This is a genomic window from Wenyingzhuangia gilva (assembly GCF_030519655.1).
Lineage (GTDB): Bacteria > Bacteroidota > Bacteroidia > Flavobacteriales > Flavobacteriaceae > Wenyingzhuangia > Wenyingzhuangia gilva.
Window position 1 is genome coordinate 230,012 of sequence record NZ_JAUMIT010000001.1, and the last position, 22,105, is coordinate 252,116.

The 22,105-nt window shown below is 31.1% G+C and carries 23 protein-coding genes; 7 read left to right on the plus strand and 16 right to left on the minus strand.

Translation table 11 applies throughout. The features are described 5' to 3' along the window. Positions 1-19: 19 nt before the first annotated feature. Positions 20-1,060, minus strand: coding sequence for a GMP reductase (locus QVZ41_RS00985; RefSeq protein WP_302882691.1), 1,041 nt, complete (start codon positions 1,058-1,060; stop codon positions 20-22). A 160-nt stretch (positions 1,061-1,220) separates the two neighbouring features. Then, the gene (locus tag QVZ41_RS00990) at positions 1,221-2,177 is read right to left on the minus strand and encodes an acetyl-CoA carboxylase carboxyltransferase subunit alpha (protein WP_302882692.1); all 957 of its coding nucleotides are present in this window, start codon (positions 2,175-2,177) and stop codon (positions 1,221-1,223) included. Positions 2,178-2,324: 147 nt separating this feature from the next. Between QVZ41_RS00990 and QVZ41_RS00995 the strand changes: the two genes are divergently transcribed. Further along, positions 2,325-3,065, plus strand: a complete 741-nt coding sequence (locus QVZ41_RS00995) for a tyrosine-protein phosphatase (RefSeq protein WP_302882693.1) — start codon at positions 2,325-2,327, stop codon at positions 3,063-3,065. Between the two features lie 42 nt (positions 3,066-3,107). Here the strand turns inward: QVZ41_RS00995 and QVZ41_RS01000 are convergent, their stop codons facing one another. The 4 genes from QVZ41_RS01000 to QVZ41_RS01015 all read right to left on the minus strand — a co-directional run bounded on the left by QVZ41_RS01000 (position 3,108) and on the right by QVZ41_RS01015 (position 7,104). Further along, positions 3,108-4,043, minus strand: a complete 936-nt coding sequence (locus tag QVZ41_RS01000; protein ID WP_302882694.1) for a pseudouridine synthase — start codon at positions 4,041-4,043, stop codon at positions 3,108-3,110. Positions 4,044-4,091: 48 nt separating this feature from the next. Further along, positions 4,092-5,006 (minus strand): geranylgeranylglycerol-phosphate geranylgeranyltransferase, encoded by a 915-nt coding sequence (locus QVZ41_RS01005; RefSeq protein WP_302882695.1) that lies wholly within the window; start codon positions 5,004-5,006, stop codon positions 4,092-4,094. 13 nt (positions 5,007-5,019) lie between these two features. Beyond that, positions 5,020-5,946 carry a mevalonate kinase family protein gene (locus QVZ41_RS01010; protein ID WP_302882696.1) on the minus strand — a complete coding sequence of 309 codons (927 nt, stop codon included), beginning with the start codon at positions 5,944-5,946 and terminating at the stop codon, positions 5,020-5,022. A gap of 72 nt (positions 5,947-6,018) precedes the next feature. Continuing rightward, a complete protein-coding gene (locus tag QVZ41_RS01015; protein ID WP_302882697.1) occupies positions 6,019-7,104 on the minus strand; it encodes a diphosphomevalonate decarboxylase in 1,086 nt (361 codons plus the stop codon). A 126-nt stretch (positions 7,105-7,230) separates the two neighbouring features. Here QVZ41_RS01015 and QVZ41_RS01020 point away from each other — a divergent pair, with 126 nt between their 5' ends. Then, positions 7,231-7,464 carry a hypothetical protein gene (locus QVZ41_RS01020; protein WP_302882698.1) on the plus strand — a complete coding sequence of 78 codons (234 nt, stop codon included), beginning with the start codon at positions 7,231-7,233 and terminating at the stop codon, positions 7,462-7,464. Positions 7,465-7,762: 298 nt separating this feature from the next. On the opposite strand, the gene QVZ41_RS01025 is transcribed toward QVZ41_RS01020, so the two are convergent. From QVZ41_RS01025 to QVZ41_RS01070, 9 genes are all read right to left on the minus strand, one after another. Continuing rightward, a complete protein-coding gene (locus tag QVZ41_RS01025) occupies positions 7,763-8,983 on the minus strand; it encodes a BaiN/RdsA family NAD(P)/FAD-dependent oxidoreductase (protein ID WP_302882699.1) in 1,221 nt (406 codons plus the stop codon). A 3-nt stretch (positions 8,984-8,986) separates the two neighbouring features. Next, positions 8,987-9,652 carry an HAD family hydrolase gene (locus tag QVZ41_RS01030; protein WP_302882700.1) on the minus strand — a complete coding sequence of 222 codons (666 nt, stop codon included), beginning with the start codon at positions 9,650-9,652 and terminating at the stop codon, positions 8,987-8,989. A 22-nt stretch (positions 9,653-9,674) separates the two neighbouring features. After that, positions 9,675-10,991, minus strand: a complete 1,317-nt coding sequence (locus QVZ41_RS01035) for a D-arabinono-1,4-lactone oxidase (RefSeq protein ID WP_302882701.1) — start codon at positions 10,989-10,991, stop codon at positions 9,675-9,677. Positions 10,992-11,036: 45 nt separating this feature from the next. After that, the gene (locus QVZ41_RS01040; protein ID WP_302882702.1) at positions 11,037-11,423 is read right to left on the minus strand and encodes a pyrophosphohydrolase domain-containing protein; all 387 of its coding nucleotides are present in this window, start codon (positions 11,421-11,423) and stop codon (positions 11,037-11,039) included. A 224-nt stretch (positions 11,424-11,647) separates the two neighbouring features. After that, positions 11,648-12,562 carry an ion channel gene (locus QVZ41_RS01050; protein WP_302882704.1) on the minus strand — a complete coding sequence of 305 codons (915 nt, stop codon included), beginning with the start codon at positions 12,560-12,562 and terminating at the stop codon, positions 11,648-11,650. A gap of 48 nt (positions 12,563-12,610) precedes the next feature. After that, on the minus strand, positions 12,611-13,963 hold the full coding sequence (locus QVZ41_RS01055) for a peptidylprolyl isomerase (RefSeq protein WP_302882705.1): 1,353 nt from the start codon (positions 13,961-13,963) through the stop codon (positions 12,611-12,613). Beyond that, positions 13,950-14,789: a hypothetical protein gene (locus QVZ41_RS01060; protein WP_302882706.1), complete on the minus strand. Its 840-nt coding sequence runs from the start codon at positions 14,787-14,789 to the stop codon at positions 13,950-13,952. The genes QVZ41_RS01055 and QVZ41_RS01060 overlap by 14 nt, the downstream gene beginning before the upstream one ends. Next, positions 14,789-16,381, minus strand: a complete 1,593-nt coding sequence (locus QVZ41_RS01065) for a peptidylprolyl isomerase (protein ID WP_302882707.1) — start codon at positions 16,379-16,381, stop codon at positions 14,789-14,791. The genes QVZ41_RS01060 and QVZ41_RS01065 overlap by 1 nt, the downstream gene beginning before the upstream one ends. A gap of 15 nt (positions 16,382-16,396) precedes the next feature. Then, on the minus strand, positions 16,397-16,678 hold the full coding sequence (locus tag QVZ41_RS01070; protein ID WP_302882708.1) for a DUF493 family protein: 282 nt from the start codon (positions 16,676-16,678) through the stop codon (positions 16,397-16,399). 84 nt (positions 16,679-16,762) lie between these two features. On the opposite strand from QVZ41_RS01070, the gene QVZ41_RS01075 reads away from it, so the two are divergent. The 5 genes from QVZ41_RS01075 (at position 16,763) to QVZ41_RS01095 (ending at position 21,219) form a co-directional block, all read left to right on the plus strand. Next, positions 16,763-17,299, plus strand: a complete 537-nt coding sequence (locus tag QVZ41_RS01075; RefSeq protein WP_302882709.1) for an AAA family ATPase — start codon at positions 16,763-16,765, stop codon at positions 17,297-17,299. After that, positions 17,292-19,193: a RecQ family ATP-dependent DNA helicase gene (locus QVZ41_RS01080; protein ID WP_302882710.1), complete on the plus strand. Its 1,902-nt coding sequence runs from the start codon at positions 17,292-17,294 to the stop codon at positions 19,191-19,193. Before QVZ41_RS01075 ends, QVZ41_RS01080 begins: the two co-directional genes overlap by 8 nt. Next, positions 19,190-20,134, plus strand: coding sequence for a methionyl-tRNA formyltransferase (gene fmt / locus QVZ41_RS01085; protein WP_302882711.1), 945 nt, complete (start codon positions 19,190-19,192; stop codon positions 20,132-20,134). The genes QVZ41_RS01080 and fmt overlap by 4 nt, the downstream gene beginning before the upstream one ends. A gap of 167 nt (positions 20,135-20,301) precedes the next feature. Next, positions 20,302-20,574, plus strand: coding sequence for an HU family DNA-binding protein (locus QVZ41_RS01090; protein WP_073122271.1), 273 nt, complete (start codon positions 20,302-20,304; stop codon positions 20,572-20,574). A gap of 87 nt (positions 20,575-20,661) precedes the next feature. Next, the gene (locus tag QVZ41_RS01095; RefSeq protein WP_302882712.1) at positions 20,662-21,219 is read left to right on the plus strand and encodes a YqgE/AlgH family protein; all 558 of its coding nucleotides are present in this window, start codon (positions 20,662-20,664) and stop codon (positions 21,217-21,219) included. Here QVZ41_RS01095 and QVZ41_RS01100 read toward each other — a convergent pair. Then, a complete protein-coding gene (locus tag QVZ41_RS01100) occupies positions 21,206-22,024 on the minus strand; it encodes an aminotransferase class IV (RefSeq protein WP_302882713.1) in 819 nt (272 codons plus the stop codon). The two genes, QVZ41_RS01095 and QVZ41_RS01100, sit on opposite strands and share 14 nt — an antisense overlap. Positions 22,025-22,105: the final 81 nt, after the last annotated feature.

The window sequence follows — 22,105 nt, forward strand, 5'->3', positions numbered from 1 at the left end:
GAAAAATCTGACTCTTTTTTTATTTAGTATAAATTCTATTCTCTTGCTCTGCTACCCTAATAAAAGTAGTTCTTTTGGTTAATTCCTTTAAGCGTTGTGCTCCAACGTAAGTACAAGTGCTTCTGATCCCTCCTAAAATATCGTGTATGGTTTGTATTACTTTTCCTCTGTAAGGAACCTCAACTGTTTTTCCTTCACTGGCTCTATATTCTGCCACTCCTCCAACGTGTTTTTCCATAGCTGTAGCAGAACTCATTCCATAAAACTGCTTGAATTTTTCTCCGTTTTTTTCAATCAATTCTCCTCCACTTTCATCATGTCCAGCCAACATTCCTCCTAACATTACAAAATCTGCTCCTGCACCAAAAGCTTTAGCAACATCACCTGGTGTAGCGCAACCACCATCACTAATTATTTGTCCACCCAAACCATGAGCAGCATCAGCACATTCTATAATAGCAGACAATTGTGGATACCCAACACCTGTTTTTACTCTTGTGGTACAAACAGAACCTGGTCCAATTCCGACTTTGATTATATCTGCACCAGACAACAATAATTCTTCAACCATTTCACCCGTCACCACATTTCCTGCTATGATTACTTTATCGGGATATAAATTTCTTGTATTCTGAACAAAACTCACAAAGTGCTCTGAATAACCATTAGCCACATCAATACAAATAAATTTTAGAAATGGATTTTCAGTCAAAACGTGCTTTAATTTTTCAGCATCCTTAGAACCTGTTCCCGTGCTAATGGCTATAAAATTTTCTATTCCTTGGGGAGCTTTTGATAAAAACTGATTCCACTCAGCTACTGAATAATGTTTGTGAATAACAGTAAAAACACAATGTTCCATTAAAGCCAAGGCCATTTCAAAAGTCCCAACAGTATCCATGTTTGCAGCCATAATTGGAACTCCCATCCAACTAGCTTTACTGTTTAAAAATTTAAATTCCCTATCTAAATTAACTTGGGCTCTACTTTTTAATGTAGAACGCTTAGGTCTAATCATTACATCTTTAAATCCTAATTTGATATCATATTCAATTCTCATAGAAATGTGATTTTAGCTATACTCTTAAATTTACAAATTGTTTAAAAGTATATTTCCATTAAAAGTCATTTCTATTCATGACTTATTAACAATATTATTTATTAAAAAACAAAAAATCCCGAGTGAAAACTCGGGATTTTAAATTTATTAATACAAGGGTTTAGTTTTCTTCGTAAACTCCCATGTTTGCATATTTTTCAATACGTTCATTCACCATCTCAGGTATTTCTTTTGCTTGTAGCTCTGCTAATAACTTCACAATAGTTTCTTTAACAGTTTTAAAAGTAGTTTCTCTATCAGAATGAGCTCCTCCTAATGGTTCTGGAATAACACCATCGACTAATTTTAAAGCACTCATATCTTTAGAAGTTAACTTTAAAGCTGCAGCAGCTTTTTCTTTAAACTCCCACGATCTCCACAAAATAGTAGAACAGTTTTCTGGTGAGATTACAGAATACCATGAATTTTCCATCATTAACACTCTATCTCCAACTCCAATTCCTAAAGCACCTCCAGAAGCTCCTTCACCAATAATAATAGTGATAATAGGAGTTTTTAGCACACACATTTCAAAAATGTTACGTGCAATAGCTTCACCTTGTCCACGCTCTTCTGCTTCTAAACCAGGATAAGCACCAGGAGTATCTACAAAAGTAACTACAGGAATTCCGAATTTTTCTGCCATACGCATCAAACGTAAAGCTTTTCTATATCCCTCTGGGTTTGCCATTCCAAAGTTTCTGTATTGTCGCATTTTAGTATTGATCCCTTTTTGCTGACCAATAAACATAAAACTTTGATCTCCAATTTTTCCTAAACCACCAACAATTGCTTTGTCATCTTTTACAGTTCTGTCACCATGTAACTCCATAAAAGTATCTCCTGCCAATGCTTTAATATAGTCTAAAGTATAAGGTCTGTTTGGGTGTCTAGATAATTGTACTCTTTGCCAAGGGGTTAAATTCTCATAAATGTCCTTTTTAAGATTGATAATTTTATCTTCAATCTCTTTACAGGTATTGGTTACATCAACCTCGCTTTCTTCACCAATTATGGCACATTTTTGTAACTGTTCTTCTAATTCCTTAATAGGTAATTCAAAATCCAAGTATTCCATCATTATAAATTTTGGCTAATGGCAAATATAGTAAGTTATACGGATTAACATTCTGTTTTATTTAATTTTTAATTAACATTATTGACTTAACCTATGTCAGTTTTTAAAAAATTGACTTACTTTGTAGATTATTATAGATGATTGATTATGGGAATATTTAACAATAAAATTAATATTACAGAACTCTACCCCAAAGGTTTTGTTGATATTCACTCTCATTTATTACCAGGAATAGATGATGGAGCCAAAAATATTGAAGATTCTATTGGTCTAATTGAAAGAATGCACAAGCACGGAATTAGTGATTTTAGAATCACACCTCATGTTTTAGGTGGTGTTTGGGAAAATAGTTCTACAACTATTAAAGAAAAAGAAGCTGATTTAAAAAAAGCACTTATAGAAAAAGGATACCATAACGTAAATATACATGCAGCAGCAGAATATATGCTTGATGACCATTTTAGTGCTTTACTTGCCAATAATGATATCTTACCTTTAAAAGATAAATACATTTTGGTAGAAATGTCTTTTTTTAATCCTCCTTTTAATTTAGATGATCTATTATTTCAGATTCAAGTAAAAGGATATATTCCTGTATTAGCCCATCCTGAACGATATAATTATTATCACGATAGCATGGCTCAATATGAAAAATTAATTGAAGCTGGTTGTTTGTTTCAACTAAACTTACTATCCTTAACAGAACAATATGGTAAACCTACCACTAAAATTGCTTATGAACTCTTAAAAAGAGGAATGTATACTTTTGCGGGTACAGATACACATCACAAGAGACATATACATTTAATGAACGAAATAGCGACAAAAAAGAACAAAAAATTGTTATTGCCTTTGTTAGAAAACAACATCAAAACATTTTCTTTTTAAACATAAAAAAACCTCAACTTAGTTAGTTGAGGTTTTTATTTTTTATGAATTATTAAGATTGATAACTTCTTGCTCAGTTAAATGTCTGTAATGACCTCTTGGTAAATCTTTCTTAGTTAATCCTGCAAAAATTACACGATCTAATTTTACTACTTTATATCCAAAGTGAGCGAATATTTTACGGACAATACGGTTACGTCCTGAATGGATTTCAATTCCCACTTCATTTTTAGACTGTCCTTGTACATAGGCTACATCATCTACAAAAACTTTTTTGTCATCAATAATTGGTCCTTCTGCAATAGATTGTAAATCTTTTAGAGACACTTTATTATCTAAAGTTGCATGATACAACTTACGTTTGTTGTGTTTTGGATGTGTTAATTTTTTTGCCAACTCACCATCATTAGTAAACAACAATAACCCGGTAGTATCTCTATCTAATCTACCTACTGGATAAATACGCTCTTTACAAGCTTTACTTACAAGATCCATCACTGTTTTTCTACCTCTTTCATCTTCCATGGTAGTAATATAGTTCTTTGGCTTGTTTAATAACACATATCTTTTTGTTTCTGGATTAATTAATACATTATCAAAACGTACCTCATCAGTGGGTTGTACTCTGTAGCCCATTTCGGTAATAATTTTACCATTTACAGTAGCACTTCCCGTTTCTATATAAGTATCTGCATCTCTACGAGAACATATTCCCGCATTAGAAATGTATTTATTTAAACGAATTCCTGTTTGATTTGATGGTGTACTAACCACTCTCTTTTTTGGAGCATCAGTTGCTGATGGTTTTGCCTTACTAAAAGATTTCTTTTTAGTAAATGGCCTTGCTCCTTCTTCATTTGTAGCGTCTGCAGGTCTTTTAGTAAAACGTTTGCTATTAGGTTTAAAATTACCAGAAGGTTTTCCTTTTCCTCCTTGACCTTGTTGTCGTCTTCCCGACGAGTTTTTATTTGTATTCATTTTATAAATTTTGTGTGGCAAAATTACGAAACAATCCGTAATAAAATACTATAATCTTACTTCATTTAATATCCTGATTAACAACACAGAAGTATCAATTAAAGAAAGACTAAAAACCCCAATCACTAATACAACTCTTAAAAAGTTATGAAGCAAAAAATAATGTTTATTCTTTTTTGCTTTAATTAACAAAACTAAAAATAATGGCCCCCAAAAAACACTTGTATAAAAATAGTATTTCATGGTTCCAACTTCTGGAAATCTTAATAAAAAGTAAGTAGGAATAGTTAATAAAATCAACAAAACATATACATACGTTTTGACCTTACGATCACCATATTTTAACACCAATGTTTCTCTATCATTTAACAATGCTCCTTTGGCTCTTTCAAAATCTTTGATCAATTCCTTTAATAAAATCAGTAAATACAGATACAAACCGTGGGTAATAATTAACTCTGAAATATTTTCATAATAGACAAAAATCACGAAAAAAGGCAAGACATCTAAAATAGAAACTGATAAAATTCTAATAAACGGGTACCTTTGAAGCTTGTGTGAATATAACCATATTAAAAAAATATATCCCCCAAAAAAAACACCTGCTTTCCATGAAATGATCATTCCAAAAACAAAAGCAATAAAATTTAAAGCAAAGTAAACCTGAAGTTTGGTTGCTTGGCTAACCCAGTTTCCTATTTGCGTTTTAACGGGTTTGTTAATAGCATCAATAGGAGCATCGTAAAAATCGTTGATGATATATCCTGCTGAAACTACACTAATGGTTGATAAAACAACCAAGTGTAAGTGCCAATCTAACAGCACCTCTCTTAAAGTTTGATTGACAGTAAATACAAAAATAGCAGCTAAATATTGTGCCACAGTTAAAAGCATGATATTATAGCCTCTAACTACTGAAAATAATGCTAAAAATTTATGCCTTTTAGTGGCTGCTTTATTCATAATTGGTTAGATTTTAAAATCTATAAACCAATTCTAAATGATGACCAGCTAAAGACGTTTTTGCTTTTTCAAAATCAGCAGCAAATCCTAAAATATAGCCTCCACCACCAGAACCACAAAGTTTTAAATAATAGTCGTTAGAATCAATTCCTTTTTTCCATAAAGCATGAAACTGCTTAGGGATCATTGGCTTAAAGTGATGTAAAACTACTTTGGATAATTTTTTTACATTTCCAAATAATTCTTTTGCATCACCACGTAAAAAGTTATCAATACAAGCATCTGTATGAATTACAAACTCTTCACTTAACATTTTACGGAAGCCTTCGTTTTTCATTTTTTTCATAAAAATGTTCACCATCGGTTCCGTTTCTCCTATTATTTTTGAATCTAATAAAAATACTGCTCCTTTTCCGTTTTGCTGGTAAGGAATTCCTACAGATTCAATATCATTCTTTGATTGAATTAAAATAGGCAAACTTAAGTAACTATTTAAAGGATCTAAACCAGAACTTGTTCCGTGAAAAAAAGATTCCATCAAACCAAAAACTGTTTTTAGCTTTAGTAATTTATCCTTGGTTAAGTTTTCTAAAACTGTAATTTTATCTTTTGCATATTGATCGTAAATGGCTGCTACAATAGCACCAGAACTCCCCACTCCATATCCTTGTGGAATGCTAGATTCAAAATACATTCCCTCTGCCAAATCTTGTTCTAATTGCACTAAATCAAAAGAAACTAAATCTGTATCTAGTCCTTTTAAGTAGTTTAAATACTTAACTAAGTTTTGATTAGATTTTAATTTATCTCCTTCTAAAACATCTGCTAATTTAAAAGCTCCTTTAAAAGAATTATAAGGAATGGCCAAGCCTTTAGAATCTTTAATAATTCCATACTCCCCAAACAGCAAAATTTTTGCGTAAAATAATGGTCCTTTCATAGTTTAGTTTTTTGTGCAATTTGCGTTGCGCAATGAACACCACAAAGATATACAATTAATATTTCTTAATCACTAGATTGTTAATTGTTTAGCACCATTCCCCACACAGTCATGAATAAACGATTTGTCTTTACAATATATAGCTAGTTTGTTTTTAATAAACTCCTGTACTGTTTCTTTTTCATTTTCAGGATACAACAAATGCACATTAGCTCCAGCATCTAAAGTAAAACACAACTTACTTCCTGTTTTTTTTCTATAAGCCCAAACCTGATTAATGACTTCCAAGGTATTTGGTTTCATTAAAATAAAATATGGATTACTAGTCATCATCATAGCGTGTAAAGTCAACGCTTCACTTTCTACCAATGCAATAAATTGATCTACATCGCTATTGGCAAAAATGTCTTTTATTTTATTGATGTTTTCCTGTGCTTGTAAAAAACGTTGTTCTGCAAACGGATGTCCATGCATTAAATTATGACCAACTGTACTACTTACTTGTTTTTCTCCTTTATCAATTAATAATATAGTGTCTTGATAGTTTTTAAAAACAGAAGCTACACCATCTTTATAAGGAATTCCGTATAAGTCTGAACTTCCTTCAATGTTTTCGTGTTCTCCCCAAACAACAATATCTCCTTTTACACTTCTACAGGCACTTCCTGAACCCAAACGAGCTAAAAAAGAGGCTTTTTGATAAAAGGCTTCTTCGGTTAAATTGATGTTGATTTCTTTTTCTATGCTCATTAAACACAAAGCAATCGCACTCATTCCACTTGCTGATGAAGCAATTCCACTACTATGAGGGAACGAATTTTTAGTATCAATTATAAATGTATATTCTCTTAAAAAGGGAACATACCTTTCTATTCTTTTGAAAAAAGTTTCAATTTTTGGCTTAAAGTCTTCTTGCTCTTTGCCATCTAAAATCACTTTAAAATCATAAGTACCTTTCACATCTTTCCTTTTTCCATAGGTTAAAGTTGTGGTGGTATGACAATTAGATAAAGTAAAACTGATTGAGGTATTTTCTGGTAATTGAGGATTTTTCTTTCCCCAATATTTTACTAAAGCGATATTACTTGGGGTTTGCCAAGTTACTTTTCCAGATTCTTTACTTGCGGCTAAAGACTTAGGGATAAATTTTTGCTCCATTGCAAATGTCTATTTTTTTATAACTATAAACGTAAGTTATATAGTTGATATGTGAAAATTTTAATATTATTTTTTATCTACACAAATCACATTCCAAAGTTTTATAGATTGGCTATATTTGTGCTCATGAGAAAATTAAAATTGATTTGGGATTTTAGAGGTGCTACCGGTTTGGGAACAGCCAAACACCACTGCATCCATTTAAAAGAGTTTGCTGAATTAGAAAAACTTAACTATCATCTTATAGATCATCAAGAAGTAAACAATATGTGGGCAACTGCTTTTATTGTAGTTGATGAAGCCGACATGAAAATTTATAGAGATGCTTTAAAACCTCACAGGGGAGAAGTGTATCAGTAATGGTTAATGGTTAATGGTTAATGGTTAATGGTTAATGGTTAATGGTTAATGGTTAATGGTTAATGGTTAATGGAATTTAGAAATTCTACAATCAACAATTACATTTTAAAAAAGTTTATTTGTTGATTTGTTTAATCGATTAAAAAGAAAAAACTTAACAATTACACTGTCCAAAGAATAAGCTACAACTTTAAACTTAGAACACTCTAAAAGTTTATTTGTTGATGTTTTTAACCGTTTATAATAAAGTAGGTCTTCGAGCTGAGTCGAGAAGCCATCTTCTTAACTTTTATAATTCTCAATAAGCAATCGACTCCGATATTACCCAACCTCCTGTCCAAGCATTTTGAAAATTAAATCCACCTGTAACCGCATCTATATTTAAAATTTCACCGGCAAAAAATAAATTTTCGTGGAGTTTACTTTCAAATTTTTTAAAGTTGATTTCTTTTAATTTTATTCCCCCAGCTGTGACAAATTCATCTTTAAAAGTACTTTTTCCTTGTGCATGAAAAACCGTAGCAGTTAATTTTTCTGCCAACAATTCTAAACTTTTATTAGAAACATCTGCCCATTTGGCTTGTCCATCCATCTCACAAACTTCTAAAAATCTAGACCATAAACGCTTGCTAATGGTTTCAAACGGACTGCGTTTTTCGATGATTGATTTAACTTCAGTCTTTTTAATTTTATACAAAACATCCAATGCTTGTTGCTTGTTACAGCTTAACCAATTGACAATTACTTGATATTGATAATCTTTTTCGGCCAATAAAATAGCTCCAAATGCTGATAATTTTAGTACTGCTGGACCACTAGTTCCCCAATGAGTGATTAATAAAGGCCCTGTACTTTTTAACTTGGTATTTTTGATGGAAATCTCTACATTTTGGACAGCTACTCCAGGCAAATCAACCAATAACGGATCTTTGATATTAAACGTAAATAATGATGGAACAGGTTCAACAATCGTATGACCTAAATCCGTTAATAATTTCCACATCGGTTTGCTACTCCCTGCAGAAACCACCAATTTATCACAAGTATAATCTTGATGATTAGTAATAACTTTCCATATTCCAGTTTCTAATTTCTGGAAATTAGTAACTCCTTCACTTTTTTTTACTTCTATCCCTAAATTCTGAGTCGCATTTAAAAAACAATCAATAATAGATTGTGAAGAATTTGATTCTGGAAAAACACGATTATCCTCTTCAATTTTTAAAGACACTCCTCTATTTTCAAACCACTCCATAGTATCACCCGTCATAAACTGATGAAAAGGGCCTAACAACTCTCGTTTTCCACGAGGATAAAATTCGGTTAATTCTTTGGGATCAAAACAAGCGTGAGTAACATTACAACGACCTCCTCCAGAAATTTTAACTTTTTGTAAAACTTCTTTTCCTTTTTCTAGGATACAAACAGATAAATCTCCGTTCTTTTCTTTGGTATTAATAGCTGTAAAAAAACCTGCTGCTCCTCCTCCAATAATAATTACATTGTAATGTCTTGCCATAGATTACAAAGATACAATCTCTTGGTAAGCTTCTAATAAGGTTGGAAAAACTTTTACCGCCCCATTTGCTAACAATTGCTCTTCTGTATATTCAGTTGTTAATCCCACGGCTATCATTCCCGTAGCAGCTGCAGCTCTAATTCCTGTTAAACTATCTTCAAAAATCAGCGTTTCCTTAAAATCTTCTTCTTTTACACCTAAATGTTTGGCCAAAGTTAAATAAGGAATTGGACTTGGTTTTGGCTCTGAAAACATATCAACCCCCATACAAACCTTAAAATCAGCTCCCGTTTTCTTTACGGCGTGTTTTACAAAATCGGTATAAGCATTACTTGCAATCCCGTGTGGAATATTATGATTTGCTAAAAACTTTTGAATTTCATTCACTCCAGGCAATAAATCTGGTGCAACCGAAGTGGTCACAATATGTTTCTGCTTTAATTTATTTACTTCTGGTGCTTTACTGATGTCCCCTCCAAACTCAGCAAAATATTCTGCTATTTTATAGGGAGCAACTCCAGCATGAGTATCTCTTGGAAAAGGACAAATTTCTTTATCAAATACTTCTCTAAAAGCATTACTCCATGCTGACATATGACATTTAACGCTATCTACAATAACACCGTCAAAATCAAACAAAACGGCTTTTGGAAATGGTAGTTTATTCATGGTATATTTCTTTAGGATGAAATTATTTTACAAACAACTTGGTTAAATAACCATTTAAAAATTTGTTTGTAGGATCTAATTTTGAACGTAAAGTTCCAAAATCATTCCATTTGGTATAAAGTTTTTCAAAATCACTATAAGTTGCTTTAAAGCGTTTTGCCCAATGTGGTTTTCCTCCATATTTTAAAAAGACCTCTTCCACTTTTTCAAAAGCTTCGTAGTCGTCTGCTTTAGGAGAATTTCTACACACACAACCTACAGTTACCACATCTTCATCGGCAGCATAACTTAACCATGCATTGTCTTTTTTTAAAAAACGAACATCCATAGGCACATGCACATAAGCCTTGTTTGTTTTATCTTCTAACATGGCTTTTAAATCTTTAAATAAATCTTGGAATTTAGAATATGCTACTGTCCATTCTGCCAACTCCATAGTAGCTCCTCTTTTTTTAGTCACCGTTGCATCATACAAACTACCTGCATGTTCTTGCTTGGCTGTAAAAAATAAAAAGTATAAAATCTTATTAGCAATGGCTGTAAAACTTGGATATTTGTGCGTGTATTTGTAAAGTTTTTGAGAAACTTTCCTTCTATTTTTATAATATTTTGGAGCTGATTTTTCTTTAAAAGTGAATTCCTGATTTACTTTGGTTCCTAAAATTACATATCCATGATTGGTATGAGGCAGCCATAAAATTCTGACAAAATCATATGTTTGTAAAAAACCATCTAATTTAGCTGTCCAATCATCATCTTTCATAGGAGCTTCTTTGATGTGTAATCTATAATTTTCTTCACATTTAAAAGTGATCTCAGAATAAACTCCTAGCAATCCTAAAGAAACACGAAAGGCATCAATTTCCGAATCTTGATCTGTAAATTCTTTGATACTTCCATCAGCCATGACCATTCTAAATTTAGATACATATTTAGATAAAATGAATCCGTTTGTTCCGTGAGTAGCTGTTGCCAGCGCTCCTCCTATGGTAATTTTATTGATGTCTGGTAAACAAGGAATACACCAACCACAAGCTTGAACGGTATTGATGACTTTTTCTAAACTTGCACCTGCCTGAACCGTAATTTCCTTTGTTTCTTTATTGATATTTACAATTTTATCGTAATTAGAAACATCAATTAAAGTAGGAGTCCCCGCTTGAATATCAGCTGAAGAAAAACGATTTCCAAACACACGAACTGAAACGTTGTTTGCTACGGCATCTATCATTTCTTCTTCGTTGCTTACTTTGATTAACTTCTCGTAAGTGTGTTTTATATTTTTGTTCCAACTAATCCAAGTGTTGGTTGTTTGGGCATTTTTGGTTGGTTTGCTCAAAATATTTTGTTGTCTTTTGTTGATTATTTATAGCTAGTGTAGTCGTTAACTATTTAATATCTTTTCGATATTTGGTTTAAAATAATTAGGACCCTTTAATACTTTTCCATCTTCTCTGTAAATAGGCTCACCGTCTTCTCCTAATTTACTCATATTGCTTCTTTGAATTTCTTCAAAAACTTCTTCTATTTTATGTTGCATACCATGCTCTATAATGGTTCCACATAAAATATATAACATATCACCAAGAGCATCTGCTACTTCTACCAAATCACCGTTTTTAGCGGCCTCTAAATACTCTTTATTTTCTTCATCCATTAAATTAAATCTAAGGTTGATTTTATCCTCACCAATGGCTGCAATTGGTTCGTTTTGATATCCTAATTTATATGCGGTGTGAAATTCTTGTACTGCTTTGATTTTATTCTTCATTAGTTTATTAATTTTGGTGAAAATTAAATTTTATGTTTTCTACTAGACAGATCTACTTTGCAATATTTTTTGTTTTAACCTTTATAGCAGCTATGATTTGGAGCTATAGAAAAGATTTAAAACGACATAAACTCTATTACAAAAATACGGCTATTAAAGTTTTTATTGCAGGTATTATAGTAATCATCTCTTTTGTTATAATTAGGATTGCTTTAAAATAAGCATTACATTTTTTCTATTTCGTTTAACTTATCATGATTGACAATGGTAAAACCGTGTTCATCAAACTCATAAGAAGAACCAAATTTATAATCTATTTTAAGTTGGCTAAAATCATAAGAATGTAATTGATACAATTTTTGATTAAAAGCTTCTTCATGATATTGGAATAGGATGTAAATTTCTACTTCTAAATCTTTTAATTCTTGTTTGGTATACGAAAATAATGGACTGTCTTCATCAATAGGATGAACTAATGTCCACATAGTTGGTAAATACATAACTTTGTTACGTTGTACGTTCAGTTGATAAAACTTTCTATTAAATTCACCATTCTCGTCTTTTTCGGTAATATTTATGATGGCATTTAACTCTGGTTCAATCATCATATTAATACGCTTATTAATAACTCTAAACATCAATGCGGTGTGGTCTTCAAAATCACGAACCACCAAATGGTCTGAAAATTTAATTTTAGCTTTAGGTTTAGAAAAACGACCATACAACAAACCTGTGATAAATGAGAATGAGGTTAATCCTAATAAAGCTTCAAAGGATGAAGCAAAACCTCCCAAAATTCCACTAGGAGCAATAGCACCATATCCTACGGTAGTTAAAGTTTGAGCACTAAAAAAGAACAAATGTGTAAAATCTTCAATATCACTTCCTGTAGAAACCTGAAAGTGTTGTGCTCCAATAAGATAATAAATCAAGGCAAATAAAGTGTTAATTAACACATAGCCAATTAAAACATAGGTTAAAAAAAACAGCCAAGGAATATTAATTAAATAAGTATACAAATCATCTATTGTGCGGGGTCTGTTAATGTGTTTTACATTAGAATTCCCATTTACAATAACTCTTTGTGCATTTCTATTTGACTTATAACCAACGCCCGGATCTTTTAATGTTTTTGCCATATGCTAATTAAAAAAAAAGCCTTGAATAAATCAAGGCTTATAAATGTATTAATGGATCCACTGATATTTAAAATCGCAATCTTTAAATTTTCCGTTTAGCTTTACGTAAGTATCTTTAATTTTGGTATCATACCATTTCTCTAAAACTTCTTGTTTCTTTTTTTGAAGTGCTAACTGTTGGAACTTTACATAATCTTTTGCCAAGTCGGCTTCGTGAGCTTCAATTTTATTTTTAACCAAGTTAAGTTTATACATTTTAACTCCTTCTCTAGACTCTTCAAAGTAAACATCTGTAAGTTCCCCTTCTTTTAATCCATCTATTCTTTTAAAGAAATCTGCTCCCATTTTATTTAATTCAAACTTAGAATCTCCAGTATTCGGGTTTACTAAAACTCCTTTGTTTAATCTGGTATCCTCGTCATCAGAATATTTAGTTACCGCTTCTTCAAAAGAAATATCACCTGCTATGATTTCTGCTCTTACCGATTCTAATTTTTCTTTGGCAGCCGATAATTTAGCTTCATCTATTTTAGGTTGTATTAAAATATGTCTTACATCTCTTTGCTGACCTTTGATTTTGTCTACTTGTAAAATATGATATCCATATACAGTTTTAAAAGGCTCTGAAACCTCTCCTTCTTCTAAACTAAATGCAGCTTCTTTAAATTCTTTTACCAATTCACTTTCTCTAGTTAAGGTAATTTTCCCTCCGTTTTGAGCAACACTTGGATCCTCTGAATACAAAATAGCCTTTAATCTCATGCTAAATCCACCTTCAATATCTTTTTTGATTTTGTTTAGCTGGTCTATCGTTGCTTGAACATTTTCTTCGGTAGGTTCTGCCTTCATGGCAATTTGAGAAAGTTCCACTTCTACTCCAAAATTTGGTAAATCTCCTTTGTCTTTTAAATCTTTGTAGAAATATCTAATTTCTTCTGGAGTTACCACTACATCAGCAACAATAGCCTCTCTCTCTTTAGAGATCAAAGCATTCTCTCTTTGTATTCTTGTTAATTCACCTCTTAAATCCTCTAAATCATCAAAACCATACAAAGCAACTACTTTGTCCATATCTCCAATTTGAGATTTAAAATGTTCTAAAGTTCTTTCTACATTTCCAGCAATTTCCACATCAGAAACCACAATACTATCAATTACTGCATGATGAGCTAATAATTTTTGGCTCATTACATCTTCAATAATTTCACAATCAGGAATATCTACTTCTTCTTCAGCTCTTGATGCAATTTCTTGTTTATATTTAACAATATCAGATTCTAATATTATGTTTTCTCCTACCACAGCAGCAACACCATCAATCTTAATTCTTTCTTGAGCATTTACAGCGTAAAAGCCTAAAAGACATAACCATAATGCGTGGTATTTTTTAACGAACTTCATATTTTTTTTGTTTTACGGCATCATCAATCAAAATTTGTTCCATTTGATCAAAGAACTTTAATTTATTTTTTTGTAGTAATATATTTTTAATTGTGGGCTTTACGTATTCTAAAGGTGCAAGGTCTCCATCATGTAAAGTTTCACGAATGTAAATATAATAAACGCTTTTATCTGCCTCGGCTTTTTCAATCAACTTATTTGTTGATTTTAACTCCCAATCGGACAATACAGGAAATTCTGGTTTTTGAAAGTAAACATCTTTTAAAGAAACCCAAACAGAATCTTTAAAAAAATAATCATCAAATCCTTTGTAATCAGTTAATAGTTCTGACTTATCATCTACCTCATCAGAAAGAAATAATTTTTTAATGTTATATCTCTTTCTATTATTAGCATCTACATGTATGTATTTAAACTTTATTAAAGTCTCATTTAACTTAAAACTTTCTTTGTGTTTAACGTAAAAACTATCTATTTCGTTTTGAAACACCAAAGTATCTAACTTTTTGTTTACCAAAGCGTTTTTATAATAAGTTACATATAGTTCTTCTTTGTACTTGCTAACCAACTCATCTAACTCTTTTGTGTTGTCTAAATTGATTTCTGCATTTCTGTATAGTAATTTTTGTTTTGCCCAGTTTTGAATGTACTCTTGGGTAACTTTTAAACTATCTACAATAGAAGTGGTTTTGGGTAAATTGTTTTTTAAATCCTCTTTTGTTAAAGTAAAGTCATACACTTTTGCCACAACATTTGTTGCAGTAGTCTTATCTTGATGGCAGGCCATTAATGATAAAATTCCTATAAGTGTTAATATTTGTTTCATTATTTATATGACTTCTCTAATTTTTTAACCTGACGTTTGTTGTATTTTACTTTGCTTTGATTACGTAATGATTGGATCCATTCTTTTTGGACTTTATCTTGATAATCACTTTCCACATATCCTTTTACATCCTCAAACTTCTCTCCTTTGTCTTTGTAATTCTCTATATTTTCTTGATAAAAAGCTTTTACCAATTCTGGTTCTTTGGCAGGTACATCCCAAATATGCACTTTCATCAACTCAAAAATTTCAAGACCATTTTGATATGATTCTAAAATAGCTCTGTATTCTTCATTTTGATCTTGTAAATGATCAATTACATATTCTTTTAATTGTTGATTTTTGTATTCCTGAAAATAATCTAAAGGTTTTTGAGTTCTTCTGTTTTTTACATATTCAAGAAAATCCGCTTGCAAGTAAGGCTGTTCATTAATGGTAAACAAAACATTTTGTAAACTATCTATGGGAGTGTTATAAACTTTATTGGATTCAAAAATAGCTTTAGCTTCTTTGTTCACTTCTAGTTTATTTTTTGCTTCCATTTTAGCAAAAGCTACTTCTTTAGGTTTTTTTCCTCTTTCATCATTTAAAATCTTCTTTTTTAACGCTTCTTTTAACTCATCAAATGGCTTAATTGGTTCTTTTTCTATAAACTTAACAATGTGCCAACCGTAAGGAGTTTTAAATGGCTTTGAATAAGCATTAGGTTCTGACATTGAAAAAGCTACTTCTTCAAATTCAGCAGGTAATCTACCTTTTTCAAAAGCTTGTAAAACTCCTCCAGAATTACTGCTTCCTTTGTCATCTGAGTATTTTTTTGCTAGTGTAGCATAGTCTTCTCCATTTTCTAATTTTTGGTAAATACTATCAATTTTTGCTTTTTTAGAAGCATCTAAACCAGCAACCATAATATGAGCCACTTTTACTTTTCCTTCGGATTTAGCTAAGTCATCAACTTTAATGATGTGATATCCAAATTGAGATTTTACAATATCTGATACTTGTCCTACAGGTGTATTGTATGCAGCATCTTCAAAAGGATATACCATTCTAAAAGCTGTAAAATAACCTAACTCACCTCTGTTTTGTAGTGCACTTTTATCATCGGAATATTTAATGGCTAAATCTCCAAAATCAACTCCGTTTTTAATCTGTGCTTGAATATCTTTTATTTTATTATAAGCTTCAATGGTATCATTTCCTTTAAAAGCGATTAGGATATGACTTGCTTTTATTTTATTAACAGTTCTATAATAAGCTTCTTGTAATAAATTTTCTAAAGTTGCATCATCTGTTAAAAAAGGAGCCGCTAAATCTCTTTTGTACTTGTTTAGTTCTTTTTTAATAGAACTTAAAGTATCCAATCCTTCTGCTTTAGATTGTTTTAACTTTAATTTATAATCTACCATTAATTGTAAATCTTTCTTAAAGTCTTGCTCTATAACAGCAGCATCTTTTTGTTTAAATAATTTTGTAAATTCCGAAACATATGTCGGTTCTCCATCTATTTTAAATAAAACTTTGTCTTTTTTTTGTGCCGATGTACTAAAACACATCAACAACATTGCAATTCCTAAAAAATATTTATTCATAAAATTAACCTATAATTATAATGATATTAAACCTTCAATTTTTTCTACAGCATAATAGTTAGCAATTACCTCATCGGCATTTTTTACTTTTAGCATTACAGAAAGACTTACAAACTTACCTGTTTTAGAAGCTCTTGTAGTAATTACAGCACCTGTATTATTAAAAACAGCCTCCACTTCCTTCACTTGTTTTTTGGTTGTTGGAACGATAAATTTATATAAATAATCCGAAGGGAATTTAGTGTTATTTTCTAACTTCTCTTTTAAATCTTTATAAAACGCTTCTTTTTCGGTCATATTATAGTTATCCTTAGTAATCAGGCTACAAAACTATAATTATTTCTTATTTTTACTCCCTCGTAATAAGTTTATTTTAAATATATGCCACAAAAAATAGTACTAACAGGTGCTCCTGGTACCGGTAAGACTACAGTATTAAACCTACTTCGTTCAAAAGGTCACTTTTGTATGGAAGAAGTTTCAAGAGAAATTATTCAAGAAGCAGAAAGAATGGGTTCTAAAAAGCTCTTCTTATCTCAACCAATACTATTTAGCAAAATTGTTTTAGGAAAAAGAATTATTCAATATCAGCAAGCTAGCAATAGTGAAAAAACACATTGTTTTTTTGATAGAGGAATGCCAGATATTACTGCTTATTTAAACAGTATCCATACCCCTATTGAAGAAACCTTTAAACAATCTAACAACAAATACATTTACGATACGGTATTCATTTTTCCGCCTTGGGAACAAATTTACACCAACGATTCGGAAAGGTTTGAAACCTATGAAGAGGCTTTAGCCATTCACAAAGAAATTGTTGAAGAATACAAAAAAACACATCAAAATATTATTGTAGTGCCTAAAGGAACTCCAAAAGAAAGACTTAAGTTTATCTTAAAAAAATGTCATGCTTAACACTTCTCCTGAACAACTAAAAGAAATCCTCCAGAAATACTGGAATCACAGTTCTTTTAGACCCTTACAGGAAGATATTATTCAAGACATTTTAAAGCAACAAGACACTTTTGCTATTTTACCAACAGGAGGAGGAAAATCTATTTGCTACCAAATACCTGCATTGCTTTTAGAAGGAACTTGTGTTGTAATTTCTCCTTTGATTGCTTTGATTAATGATCAAGTTGATTCTTTAAAACAAAAAGGAATCGAAGCGATAACAATTCCAAGCAAATCAAATGCTGATGATATTATTCGTTTGTTTGATAACATCAGAATTAAAAAGATAAAACTGTTGTATTTATCTCCTGAACGATTAAACCAACCCATTATTCAGGAAAAGTTAAAGCAATTAAAAATCTCTTTTATAACGATAGATGAAGCCCATTGTATTTCACAATGGGGACATGATTTTAGACCTGCTTACTTAAAAATTTCTTTACTAAGAGACCTGTTACCAAACATTCCTTTTTTAGCGGTAACTGCTACCGCAACGGTTAAAACACAAGAACAAATTATTAATTTGCTCCGATTAAAGAATGTTAAAAAACACATAGGTTCTTTTGACAGAAAAAACCTTGCTTATCAAATTTATGAAACACCTCAAAAGTTTGATTTGCTTTGTAAAATATTAGGCAAGAGAAAAATTGTCACCATCATCTATTTACAAAATAGATTGGCAGTTATGGAACTTGCTAGCAGATTGCAACAACAAGATTTTAAAAGTACTTATTATCACGCTGGTTTAAGTACTAAAGAAAAGGAAAAAAACTACCAAGCTTGGAATACTGAGGAACAAAACATTATGGTAGCTACCAGTGCTTTTGGGATGGGAATTGACAAAAGTAATGTAAAACTTGTGGTTCACTTAGAAATTCCATCAACCATAGAAAGTTATGTTCAAGAAGCTGGTAGAGCAGGTAGAGATGAACAAAAATCTTTTTCATGCGTAATTTTATCTCAAAATGATTTCAAAAAATTCAAAAATTTAAGCACTCAAAACGAGCTAACTTTTGAAGATGTTTTTAATGTTTATCAGAAATTAAATCAACATTTTCAAATTGCGTACGGTGAAATGATTGAACAAGCTTTTGATTTTGACATTGATGCCTTTTGCCTTAAATACAATCTTAACTCAAATAAAACAAGTAAGGCGTTAAGACGATTAGATAATTATGGTATTATAAATTATCAGGAATTGTATGAAAGTAGTACCTATATAAAAGTAATTTGTAGTAGTCAGCAACTTTTAAATTTTTGCGACAACCATTATAGTTATCAAATATTGATTGAAACTATTTTAAGGAACTATACAGGAATTTTTGAAATGCCAAAAAAACTAAACATCCCTAGGTTGTCTAGTAAAACAGAAATCTCTATTCCTGAAATTGATAAAAAACTATCTTATTTAAAAGACATTCAGTTTATTGAATACGAAAAAAAACAAAATAACCATAGTTTACAGTTTTTAGTTCCCAGAGAAGACAAACAAACGATTAATGTAGTTAAAAAAGATTTGGTTGATTTGAATCATATCGACAATGAAAAAAGCAGAAGTACCTTGACTTATTTTGAAAACGAAAACATTTGTAGAAACCAACTGATTTTAAATTACTTTAATGAAAAGACTACAGAAAACTGTGGTATTTGCGATATTTGTTTAGAAAACACAAAAAGCATCAACCTAGAAAATTTAAGTAAGAATGCTCTTGCGTTTTTAAAAAGCAAACCACATACCTTTAATGATTTGATGATTGCTTTAAAAATAAACTCCATCAGTTTAAAAAAAGTGTTAAAGTATTTAATCAACGAAAATTACATCCAACAAAACCAACAATATTATCAATTGATATGAGTAAATTAAGAATTGTATTTATGGGAACGCCAGATTTTGCTGTGACCATTTTAGATAAAGTTTTACAAGAAAACTACAACGTAGTAGGAGTTATTACCGCTCCAGACAAACAAGCTGGTAGAGGAAGAAAAGTTCAACAATCTGCAGTAAAGCAATACGCTGTAGAAAAAGGATTAACAGTTTTACAACCTACCAATTTAAAAGCTCCAGAATTCCAAGCAGAATTAGAAGTTTTAAATCCTAATTTACAAATTGTAGTAGCTTTTAGAATGCTGCCACAATCTGTATGGAGTTTACCAGAATATGGAACTTTTAATCTTCACGCCTCTTTATTGCCAGATTATAGAGGTGCTGCCCCTATTAACTGGGCAATTATTAATGGAGAAACCGAAACAGGAACATCTACTTTCTTTTTAGATGATAAAATCGATACTGGAGAAATTATTCTACAAAACAAAACTACTATCGGTGCAAACGAAACTGTGGGAGAATTACACGACAAGTTAATGCATTTAGGAAGTGATTTGGTGATAGAAACTTTAGAATTAATAGAACAAGGAAAAGTTAAAACACAAAAACAAGCAGCACATAGTGATAAATTAGCCTATAAAATTCATACGGATACTTGTAAAATAAACTGGAATCAAACCAGTGATAAAATTCACAATCATATTAGAGGTTTAAATCCATATCCTGCAGCATGGACTACTTTGGTAAACGATGATCAAGAAATTAGTGTTAAAATTTATGGATGTGAAATCATCGATGAACCTCATCAATTAAATCCTGGAAGTATTGTTACCGATAAAAAGACCATTAAAGTGGCAACATTAAATGGATTCATAAAAATCAACCAATTAAAACTAGCAGGTAAAAAACTAATGGATGCTGTTAGTCTACTAAATGGATATACTTTTGCTGAGAACGCAAATATGCAGTAAATACTAACACAGTACATAAAACAACAATTTTAAACCCTCTTTATCAACAAAAACAGAAAGTTATTAACAATTCAATGTTTTTAAGGGCTGAACACTTGCACAAGCTATAATTCCTTATATATTTGTTTATGTATAAACTTATTTAATTTAAAATAAAATATTCAGTTATGAACAAATCAGATTTAATCGATGCAATTGCAACAGATGCAGGAATTTCTAAAACAGCAGCTAAAGCAGCTTTAGAATCAGTAACAAACAATGTAACTTCTACTTTAAAAGATGGAGGAAAAGTTTCATTAATTGGATGGGGAACTTGGTCAGTATCTAAAAGACCTGCTAGAGATGGTAGAAACCCTCAAACTGGAGCTACTATTAAAATTGCAGAGAAAAACGTTGTTAAGTTTAAGCCAGGTGCTGGATTATCAGACGCTGTAAACTAATAACAAGTTATAGTATTTAAAACTCCTTTGAAAAAAGGAGTTTTTTTTATGCTTTTTTTTTCTTATGTTTATTAAAAAGCTATAGTTATGCCTTTCTTAAAACCCTCTAAAGGAAGATTACTAATTGCTGAGCCTTCTATATTAGGAGACTTATCATTTAATCGTTCCATTATTTTACTTACAGAGCACACCAAAGCCAGCTCTATAGGGTTTATTATGAATAAACCTTTGGGATATAGCTTAAACGATTTGATTCCAGAAATTAAATGTGATTTTAAAGTTTATCAAGGTGGCCCCGTAGAACAAGACAATCTATATTTTATTCATAAAATTCCTAACCTACTAACCAATAGTGTAAAAGTGACTGATGGTATTTATTGGGGAGGAGATTTTAATGAATTATCGCGGTTACTGAATGAAGGTTTGGTAAAAAATGAAGATATTAGGTTTTTTCTTGGCTACTCAGGCTGGGGACAAGGACAATTAAATTATGAATGGGAAAGAGACTCTTGGTTGGTTAGAGAAAACGATTACCAAAACATTTTTAGCACCCACAATAGAAATTTGTGGAAAGAAAATTTAATGGAACTTGGCGGAAAATATCAAATATGGGCAAATGCTCCTATAGATCCTAACCTAAATTAGCCATCAATTCTGTAATTTCAGCCACCGTTTTTGTTTCAAAGGTCTTTTTTCGGTACTTAGTTACGGGCTGAATTCCTACAATAACGTTGGTTAAGAACACCTCATCTGCTTTTTGAATGGCAAATGGAGAAATAGAAGTTTCTTCAATTTCAAAATCTGCGTTTTTTTCTAAAACATCTATGATGTTTTTTCTCATCACTCCTTTTACACAACCATCAGACAAAGGTGGCGTAGTAATTACATTTCCTTTTACCAAAAAGATATTTCCATTGGTAAATTCGACCACATTTTTATTACTATTTAATAACACACAGTTATCAAATTCGTTCTCTTGAGCATAAATACCCGCTAAAACATTGGTGATTTTATTGTTGGTTTTAACAGTAGAAAGCAAATTGGGATTGATCATAAAGTCTTTATACAAATCAACCACATAATCATTTTTTATAACAACCTCTACTTTTTTAGCTTCTACCACATAAGAAACTTGATGGTTTACTGGAGCATACAATCCGTCTGCATCTCTATAAACTGTAAATTTTACTCTATTTTCTGTCCCTGTATTGGCGTTAATTGTTTTTAAAATCTCTGCTTCAAAAAACTCTAAAGTAAAATCCATCGGAATTTGCATACGTAACATACGCATAGAAGCCATTAATCTAAAGTAATGATCTTCACAAAACAGAACAGTTTCATCTTTTATTTTAATGGTTTCAAACAAAGCATCACCATATTTAAACGCCCTGTTATTAAAATTGATTTGATTGTTGTTTTCTGAAACAATATTCCCATTAAAATTAATCATGCTACTCATATATTTTTGGCAAATTTACATAAAAAAAGCCTTGATATTCATCAAAGCTTTTATACAATTGGTGCTTTTTAA

Bases quoted from the DNA above. Each gene is read 5' to 3' on its own strand.
- QVZ41_RS00985 (WP_302882691.1), bottom strand. From the start codon at position 1,060: ATGAGAATTGAATATGATATCAAATTAGGATTTAAAGATGTAATGATT.
- QVZ41_RS00990 (WP_302882692.1), bottom strand. From the start codon at position 2,177: ATGGAATACTTGGATTTTGAATTACCTATTAAGGAATTAGAAGAACAG.
- QVZ41_RS00995 (WP_302882693.1), top strand. From the start codon at position 2,325: ATGGGAATATTTAACAATAAAATTAATATTACAGAACTCTACCCCAAA.
- QVZ41_RS01000 (WP_302882694.1), bottom strand. From the start codon at position 4,043: ATGAATACAAATAAAAACTCGTCGGGAAGACGACAACAAGGTCAAGGA.
- QVZ41_RS01005 (WP_302882695.1), bottom strand. From the start codon at position 5,006: ATGAATAAAGCAGCCACTAAAAGGCATAAATTTTTAGCATTATTTTCA.
- QVZ41_RS01010 (WP_302882696.1), bottom strand. From the start codon at position 5,946: ATGAAAGGACCATTATTTTACGCAAAAATTTTGCTGTTTGGGGAGTAT.
- QVZ41_RS01015 (WP_302882697.1), bottom strand. From the start codon at position 7,104: ATGGAGCAAAAATTTATCCCTAAGTCTTTAGCCGCAAGTAAAGAATCT.
- QVZ41_RS01020 (WP_302882698.1), top strand. From the start codon at position 7,231: ATGAGAAAATTAAAATTGATTTGGGATTTTAGAGGTGCTACCGGTTTG.
- QVZ41_RS01025 (WP_302882699.1), bottom strand. From the start codon at position 8,983: ATGGCAAGACATTACAATGTAATTATTATTGGAGGAGGAGCAGCAGGT.
- QVZ41_RS01030 (WP_302882700.1), bottom strand. From the start codon at position 9,652: ATGAATAAACTACCATTTCCAAAAGCCGTTTTGTTTGATTTTGACGGT.
- QVZ41_RS01040 (WP_302882702.1), bottom strand. From the start codon at position 11,423: ATGAAGAATAAAATCAAAGCAGTACAAGAATTTCACACCGCATATAAA.
- QVZ41_RS01050 (WP_302882704.1), bottom strand. From the start codon at position 12,562: ATGGCAAAAACATTAAAAGATCCGGGCGTTGGTTATAAGTCAAATAGA.
- QVZ41_RS01055 (WP_302882705.1), bottom strand. From the start codon at position 13,963: ATGAAGTTCGTTAAAAAATACCACGCATTATGGTTATGTCTTTTAGGC.
- QVZ41_RS01060 (WP_302882706.1), bottom strand. From the start codon at position 14,789: ATGAAACAAATATTAACACTTATAGGAATTTTATCATTAATGGCCTGC.
- QVZ41_RS01065 (WP_302882707.1), bottom strand. From the start codon at position 16,381: ATGAATAAATATTTTTTAGGAATTGCAATGTTGTTGATGTGTTTTAGT.
- QVZ41_RS01070 (WP_302882708.1), bottom strand. From the start codon at position 16,678: ATGACCGAAAAAGAAGCGTTTTATAAAGATTTAAAAGAGAAGTTAGAA.
- QVZ41_RS01075 (WP_302882709.1), top strand. From the start codon at position 16,763: ATGCCACAAAAAATAGTACTAACAGGTGCTCCTGGTACCGGTAAGACT.
- QVZ41_RS01080 (WP_302882710.1), top strand. From the start codon at position 17,292: ATGCTTAACACTTCTCCTGAACAACTAAAAGAAATCCTCCAGAAATAC.
- fmt (WP_302882711.1), top strand. From the start codon at position 19,190: ATGAGTAAATTAAGAATTGTATTTATGGGAACGCCAGATTTTGCTGTG.
- QVZ41_RS01090 (WP_073122271.1), top strand. From the start codon at position 20,302: ATGAACAAATCAGATTTAATCGATGCAATTGCAACAGATGCAGGAATT.
- QVZ41_RS01095 (WP_302882712.1), top strand. From the start codon at position 20,662: ATGCCTTTCTTAAAACCCTCTAAAGGAAGATTACTAATTGCTGAGCCT.
- QVZ41_RS01100 (WP_302882713.1), bottom strand. From the start codon at position 22,024: ATGATTAATTTTAATGGGAATATTGTTTCAGAAAACAACAATCAAATC.